This is a genomic window from Dietzia sp. DQ12-76 (assembly GCF_014145045.1).
Lineage (GTDB): Bacteria > Actinomycetota > Actinomycetes > Mycobacteriales > Mycobacteriaceae > Dietzia.
Genome location: NZ_JAALDV010000472.1, coordinates 7,586 through 11,120, shown reverse-complemented (window position 1 = coordinate 11,120; position 3,535 = coordinate 7,586). Strand labels below are relative to the sequence as shown.

The window sequence follows — 3,535 nt, the reverse complement described above, 5'->3', positions numbered from 1 at the left end:
CCCACGGTCCGCGCCGGGCGGCCGGCACGCGGGCCCAGCGCTCCTCGGTGCGGTGCATGGCCACGGCGACGAGTGCACCCTCGGGCGCCGGGGTCGCGGTGTAGTCGTCGAGGGTCCGATCGAGCAGACCCGTGTCGAGGTCGCCGGCGACGACCTCCGGCTGGGAGAGCAGGAACCGGCAGAAGTCGATGTTGGTTCTCAGTCCGAGGACATGGGTGTCGGCGAGCGCGGCGTCGAGTCGGGCCAGCGCCTCGGCCCGGTCGGTGCCGTGGGCGATGACTTTACCGAGCATCGGGTCGTAGTCGCTTCCGACGACCGTGCCGACGCGCAGGCCGGAGTCCACCCGGATGCCGTCGCCCGAGGGTTCCTCCAGCCCGAGCACGGTTCCGCCGGTCGGGAGGAAGCCCTTGGCCGGGTCCTCGGCGTAGACGCGGGCCTCGATCGCGTGGCCGGTGAGGGTGATGTCCTCCTGGCGCAGGGTCAGCTCCTCGCCCGCGGCGATGCGGACCTGCCAGTCGACCAGGTCCACGCCGGTGACCATCTCGGTGACCGGGTGCTCGACCTGGAGCCGGGTGTTCATCTCCATGAAGAAGAACTCGTCCGGGGCGTGGGCGGAGACGATGAACTCGACCGTGCCCGCACCCACGTAACCGACCGAGCGGGCGGCGTCGCACGCGGCGGCACCGATCCGCTGGCGGGTGACCTCGTCGAGCAGCGCGCTGGGCGCCTCCTCGATGACCTTCTGGTGGCGGCGCTGCAGCGAGCACTCACGCTCACCCAGGTGGATGACGTTGCCGTGGGTGTCGGCGAGGACCTGGACCTCGATGTGTCGCGGGGTGTCGACGAACCGCTCGAGGAACAGGGTGTCGTCGCCGAACGCACCCGCGGACTCGCGGCGGGAGGAGTCGAGCGCGGCGCGAAGGTCCTCGGGTCGCTCGACGCGTCGCATGCCCTTGCCGCCGCCGCCCGCGGACGGCTTGACGAGGACCGGGTATCCGACCTCGTCGGCGCCGGCCACCAGCTCGTCGTCGGTCAGTCCCGGACGCGAGATCCCGGGCACGGTCGGTACGTCCCGGGCGGACACCGCCGCCTTGGCGGTGATCTTGTCGCCCATCGTCTCGATCGCGGTGGCCGGTGGCCCCACGAAGATCAGGCCCGCCTCCTCCAGCGCCCGCGCGAACCGGGAGTTCTCCGACAGGAACCCGTAGCCCGGGTGGACCGCCTGGGCGCCGGTCCGGCGGCAGGCGTCGATCACCTTGTCGATGTCGAGATAGGACTGTGAGGCCTGGGCCGGGCCCAGGCGGACCGCCGCGTCGGCCATGCGCACGTGCAGCGCATCGGCGTCCGCGTCGGAGTAGACGGCGACCGAGCGGATCCCCGCTGCCCGCAGGGAGCGGATCACGCGGCAGGCGATCTCCCCGCGATTGGCCACCAGAACGGTGTGGAGTTTCTGGGACAGTTCCTCTGACATGGGGCTTCTCACATCCTGAAGACGCCGTTGTTGACCGGCTGGAGGGGGGCGTTGGCGGCGGCCGCGAGTGCCAGGCCGAGGACGGTGCGGGTGTCGGCGGGGTCGATGATCCCGTCGTCCCAGAGGCGGGCCGTGGAGTAGTAGGCGGTGGACTGCTCCTCGAACTGCTCGCGGATGGGTGCGGTGAACTCCGCCTGCTGCTCGTCGGTCCACTCCCCGCCCGCCTTGGTCACCTGCGCGGCGCGCACCGACGCGAGGGTGTCCGCGGCCTGGGGACCGCCCATCACGGCGATCCGGGCGTTGGGCCACATCCACAGGAATCGCGGTGAATAGGCGCGGCCACACATGGAGTAGTTGCCGGCACCGAAGGACCCGCCCACCACGATCGTGAACTTGGGCACGCGTGCGCACGCCACCGCGGCGACCATCTTGGCGCCGTTCTTGGCGATGCCGCCCGCCTCGTACTGGCGTCCGACCATGAACCCGGTGATGTTCTGGAGGAAGACCAGCGGGATCTTGCGGCGGTCGCACAGTTCGATGAAGTGCGCGCCCTTGAGGGCGGATTCGGAGAAGATGACGCCGTTGTTGCCGATGATCCCCACCGGATGACCGTGGATCCGCGCGAACGCGGTGACCATCGACGTGCCGTAGTCCTTCTTGAACTCCGTGAACTCACCACCGTCGACGACCGTGCCGATGATGTCGCGCACGTCGTAGGGCTGCCGGGAGTCGACCGGGACGAGGTCGTAGAGATCCGTCTGTGGACGAACCGGCTCGCGGGGCTCGAGGACCTCCCAGTCCGGCTCGGGGGCCGGCGGGCAGGTCGCGATGATCTCGCGGACCTTCATGAGCGCGTCGTAGTCGTCGTCGGCGAGATGGTCCACCACACCCGAGGTCTTGGCGTGCAGGTCGCCGCCTCCGAGCTCCTCGGCGGTGACCTCCTCCCCGGTGGCGGCCTTCACCAGCGGCGGACCGGCGAGGAAGATCGTGCCCTGGTTGCGCACGATCACGGCCTCGTCACTCATCGCCGGGACGTAGGCGCCGCCGGCGGTGCACGAGCCCATCACCGCGGCGATCTGCGGGATGCCCCGGGCCGACATGGTGGCCTGGTTGTAGAAGATGCGGCCGAAGTGGTCCCGATCGGGGAACACGTCGTCCTGCTGGAGCAGCATCGCCCCGCCCGAGTCCACCAGGTAGATGCACGGCAGGTTGTTGGCCAACGCCACCTCCTGGCCGCGCAGGTGCTTCTTGACGGTCATCGGGTAGTAGGTGCCGCCGGAGACGGTCGCGTCGTTGGCGATCACCAGGCACTCGCGTCCGGACACGCGGCCGATCCCGGCGACGACCCCGGCGCCGGGCGCCTTGCCCCCGTACATCTCCTCCGCCGCCAGCGGGGACAACTCGAGGAACGGGCTACCCGGGTCCAGGAGGACGTCGACCCGCTGGCGGGCGAGGAGCTTCCCGCGCTCGAGGTGACGGGCCCGGGCCTTCTCACCGCCGCCCATCGAGGCCCGATCGAGGCGGTCGCGGAGGTCGGCGAGCAGTTCCTCGTGCGCCTGGCGGTTGGTGGTCGGGCTATCGGTGGACGGGCGATCGGTGGTCGCGGAAGACATCAGCGCCGCTCCCTTTCAGTTAAGTCGGATTAACTGAGTTCGACCATAGTGCCATGGCTCACAGATGTCCAGAAGGGGTGCCGCGACCCGCGCGGCGCGGCACGGCAAGGCCACGCCGATCGCCGTGAAAGCAGGATCGGAAGCGGAGCGAAGAGCAGGTCAGGTGCTTAGGCTAACCTGGGCTAGCACAGGCTCTCCTTGCTTGCAAGTCGGCCTGATCGGGGGTTGACTCGGTGACACCCGACCGGATCGACTCACCGGCCGGATCGCCACACCGACGCGAGGAGCAACCGACATGGCCACTCTCACCGGAATCAGCAACTGCACGGTCACCACGTGCTCGTTCAACGCCGACGCCGACTGCACGGCCCCGGCGATCACCGTTGCAGGATCACCCGACCATGCCGAGTGCGGGACGTTCATCTCGCTCGACGTGCGGGGCGGACTGCCC

At 69.8% G+C, this 3,535-nt stretch carries 3 protein-coding genes; 1 reads left to right on the top strand and 2 read right to left on the bottom strand.

Annotation, left to right across the window (positions count from 1 at the left end):
- Both G6019_RS15040 and G6019_RS15035 read right to left on the bottom strand, forming a co-directional pair.
- On the bottom strand, window positions 1-1,471 hold a 1,471-nt coding region (locus G6019_RS15040; protein WP_182627923.1), incomplete at its 3' end, for an acetyl-CoA carboxylase biotin carboxylase subunit.
- Between the two features lie 8 nt (window positions 1,472-1,479).
- Window positions 1,480-3,084, bottom strand: a complete 1,605-nt coding sequence (locus G6019_RS15035; RefSeq protein WP_107756983.1) for a carboxyl transferase domain-containing protein — start codon at window positions 3,082-3,084, stop codon at window positions 1,480-1,482.
- A gap of 295 nt (window positions 3,085-3,379) precedes the next feature.
- Between G6019_RS15035 and G6019_RS17450 the strand changes: the two genes are divergently transcribed.
- Window positions 3,380-3,535: DUF1540 domain-containing protein (locus G6019_RS17450; protein WP_241726088.1), on the top strand; the 156-nt coding region annotated here is incomplete at its 3' end.